The 261-nt window shown below is 36.0% G+C and carries 1 protein-coding gene; it reads right to left on the reverse strand.

The features are described from left to right. Positions 1-261, reverse strand: a 261-nt coding sequence (locus L8D11_RS05515) for a hypothetical protein (protein ID WP_236870661.1), incomplete at both ends; no start/stop codon positions are given.

Here is a 261-nt window from a genome sequence, read left to right on the forward strand (position 1 = left end):
ACCCTACTCTACTGCCTACATAAACACAATATTGCCTTCCTTTGCAATCTTCAAAAACAGCTGCAAATAGGTCATGATTTTTTGTTTTGCATACTTCTTCCTTTGTCATGACTGTTGCTTCTATAAATTCAAAGGGATCAATTGGGCTACGAACTATACCTGGTAGGCTTAGTCTATCATACGGTTCAGGAAAATAGGCGACAAAATGATTATGATTTACAGCATTAGAAAGTGGTGTAGAGATGATAAATAATATAGCTG

This window comes from Candidatus Bandiella numerosa (assembly GCF_021811875.1).
GTDB lineage: Bacteria > Pseudomonadota > Alphaproteobacteria > Rickettsiales > Midichloriaceae > Aquirickettsia > Aquirickettsia numerosa_A.